Source organism: Candidatus Cryosericum odellii, from assembly GCF_003570935.1.
GTDB classification, from domain to species: Bacteria; Caldisericota; Caldisericia; order Cryosericales; family Cryosericaceae; genus Cryosericum; species Cryosericum odellii.
This window is the reverse complement of sequence record NZ_QXIU01000161.1, coordinates 1-3018: the sequence shown is the minus strand read 5'-3', so window position 1 is coordinate 3018 and position 3018 is coordinate 1. Positions and strand designations below refer to the sequence as shown.

At 63.3% G+C, this 3018-nt stretch carries 3 protein-coding genes; all 3 read right to left on the bottom strand.

Annotation, left to right across the window (positions count from 1 at the left end):
• On the bottom strand, positions 1 to 600 hold a 600-nt coding region (gene purN, locus SMC5_RS06740), incomplete at its 3' end, for a phosphoribosylglycinamide formyltransferase (RefSeq protein ID WP_119120099.1).
• Positions 597 to 1625 (bottom strand): phosphoribosylformylglycinamidine cyclo-ligase, encoded by a 1029-nt coding sequence (purM, locus tag SMC5_RS06735; protein ID WP_119120097.1) that lies wholly within the window; start codon positions 1623 to 1625, stop codon positions 597 to 599. The genes purM and purN, both read right to left, overlap by 4 nt.
• Positions 1612 to 2736: an amidophosphoribosyltransferase gene (locus SMC5_RS06730; protein WP_455423452.1), complete on the bottom strand. Its 1125-nt coding sequence runs from the start codon at positions 2734 to 2736 to the stop codon at positions 1612 to 1614. Before SMC5_RS06730 ends, purM begins: the two co-directional genes overlap by 14 nt.
• Positions 2737 to 3018: the final 282 nt, after the last annotated feature.

The window sequence follows — 3018 nt, the reverse complement described above, 5'->3', positions numbered from 1 at the left end:
CTTTCGCCCCTGAACGGACAGTCGCCCACTGCAGTACAGTGCCACGGCCTGTGGCAGCAGCCGGTGCTCGACGACGAGCACGCGCGCGGCCAGTGTCGCCGCGTCATCCGTATCGAGCACGTTCACCGCCTCTTGCAGAATGATCGGCCCGGAGTCGGTCCCTTCGTCGACGAAATGCACGGTCACACCGGTCAGTTTCACCCCGGCGTCCAGAACGGCCTGATGCACGTGCTCTCCATAGAAACCACATCCACAGAAGGCCGGGATCAGCGACGGATGGACGTTCATGATGCGGTTCCGATACGTCGTCACCGTCGCGCCGCTCACGATACTCAGATACCCCGCAAGCACGATAAGGTCGACTCGGTGCTCCGCCAGAGCGGTTGCGAGGGCAGTGTCGTACGCAGCCCGTCCAAGTTCTCGCCTGTCGATCAGCAGTGCCGCGACACCATGGCGGCGTGCCCGTTCCAGCACAGGCGCAGGCCTGTTCGCGATGACGATGGCCACGGCGGCATCCGGTATCTGTCCCTGTTCCACTGCCGTCATGACCGCCTCACAGTCAGTACCATTGCCCGACGCCAGGATGGCGATGCGTGTCATCGGCACAGCTCCACGCCGGGTTCCCCGGGAACGATGCGACCGACAGCACGCGCCCCGTCGCCGGCAAGAGCCTTGCACACACTATCCACGGAAGCCTCCGGAACGATGAACACAAATCCCAGACCCATATTGAACGTCTGGTAGCGCTCCTGTTCCTCGAGTATGCCCAGTCGCGTCAGCCAGTCGAACACAGGGGGTGCCTGCCACGTATGGATGTCCAGTTCTACCCGCAGCCCTTCCGGGATGACACGCGGGATGTTGCCCAGGAGTCCGCCCCCGGTGATGTGCGCCATCCCTCCGATGGAGGCTGCTGCACGTGCCCGCGCCGCCGCGTCCACATAGATGATCGTCGGCTCGAGCAGTTCCTCTCCAACCGTACGGCCGAGCTCGGGCACATACGTACCGACGTCCAGATGGTGCTGGTCGAACACGATGTGCCGCACGAGCGAAAAGCCGTTGCTGTGCAGTCCAGACGATGGGAGACCGACAAGGACGTCGCCTGCATGCACGGTGTGTCCATCGACGATATGACTGCGGTCGACGAGTCCCACGCAGAACCCGGCAAGGTCATACTCCTCGACGGGATAGAAACCCGGCATTTCGGCCGTCTCGCCGCCTACAAGCGCGCAGTGTGCCTGACGGCAGCCTGCCGCCACTCCCCCCACGATCTCGGCGACGCGCTCCGGCACCAGTCGGCCGAGAGCGATGTAGTCCAGGAAGAACAGGGGGTCGGCCCCCATTGCTGCCACGTCGTTGGCACACATCGCGACGCAGTCGATCCCTACCGTGTCGTGGCGACCGGTCATGAACGCTATCTTGAGTTTGGTCCCCACGCCGTCGGTCCCGGAGACGAGCACTGGTTCGGCCAACCCCGTCAGGTCAGGCTGGAAACAGCCCCCGAACCCGCCGATATCCCCGAGGACACCAGGCGTCACCGTCGAAGCGACAGCTTTTCGCATCAGGTCGACTGCACGGTCACCGGCAGCAATATCTACGCCCGCCTGCTGGTAACTATCTCGTTGCATGCTCCACCTCTGCCTGTTCAAGCCCCAACTTGTCTCCCTCGTCGGGGACCTCCATGGGATACTGACCGCTGAAACATGCGTCGCAGCTTCCTTTCCCCCCGACTGCTTCCCGCAGACCCTTGATGCTCAGGTACGCGAGCGAGTCCGCGCCCACTCTTCGGCAGATTGCGGGGGCATCCAGACCGGCAGCGATCAGCTCACCACGTGACGGCGTATCGATGCCGAAGTGGCAGGGACACACGATCGGCGGAGACGCCACGCGCAGGTCGATTGCCACAGCTCCCGCCGCCCGCAGTTTCCGGATGAGCCGCAGGATGGTCGTCCCTCGCACAATGGAGTCGTCGACCAGCACGATCCGCTTGCCACGGACAACATCCACAAGGACACTGAGCTTGAGGTCGACGCCTGCCGCCCGAAGTGCTTGTTCAGGCTGGATAAATGTCCGCCCGACGTAGCGATTCTTCACAAACCCCTCGGCAAATGGGATCCCTGACGTCTCGGCATACCCGACTGCTGCCGATATGCCTGAATCGGGCACCGGGACGACAATGTCGGCGCGCGCCGGCGCTTCGCGGGCGAGCAGACTGCCGGCACGCTTGCGCACGACGTACATCGTACTGGCTCCCATCACACTGTCTGGGCGCCCGAAGTAAATGAACTCGAAGATGCACAGGCGCTCCGGCCGCGCCAGTCCCGACGGGTGGCTCATTACCCCGCTGCGACTCAGTGTCACAACCTCGCCCGGCTCGACGTCCCGGACCAGTGTCCCACCGACAGCGTCGAAGGCACAGCTCTCGGAGGCCAGGATCCAACTATCTTCGCTGCGCCCAATGCTCAGGGGACGGATACCGTCCGGATCGCGCACGCCGATGAGCGTGTCAGGGGTCATGATGACGAGGGCGTAGGCGCCATTTATGACGCGCATGGCGTTGTATACAGCCTCCACGATGTTTCCCGTGTCAGCCCGCGCCACCAGATTGGCAATGAGTTCGCTGTCGATGGATGTCTGGAAGATGACGCCCTCCTGTTCCAGCGTTGNNACGACCAGTGGCTGTGCATTGACGACCAGGCTGCGCCCGCTGGTCGAGTACCGGACGTGTCCGCATGCCATCGACCCGGGAAGTGTCGCAAGGCGCTTCTCGTCGAAGACCTCCGACACCAGCCCCATTGCCTTGTGGTGCAGGATCTCGTTCCCTGTGCTGACGGCGATCCCCGCGCTCTCCTGGCCCCGATGCTGCAAGGCATAGAGACCATAGTAGGTGGCACGGGCGGCTCGGGTCTGCGGACCGCCGACAATGCCAAAAACCCCACATTCCTCGTGCAAACCGCTCATATTTCTCATATGTTCATCACCTGCGGCAGCGAGCCGCTCCAGGCGGCGGCAAGATCGACA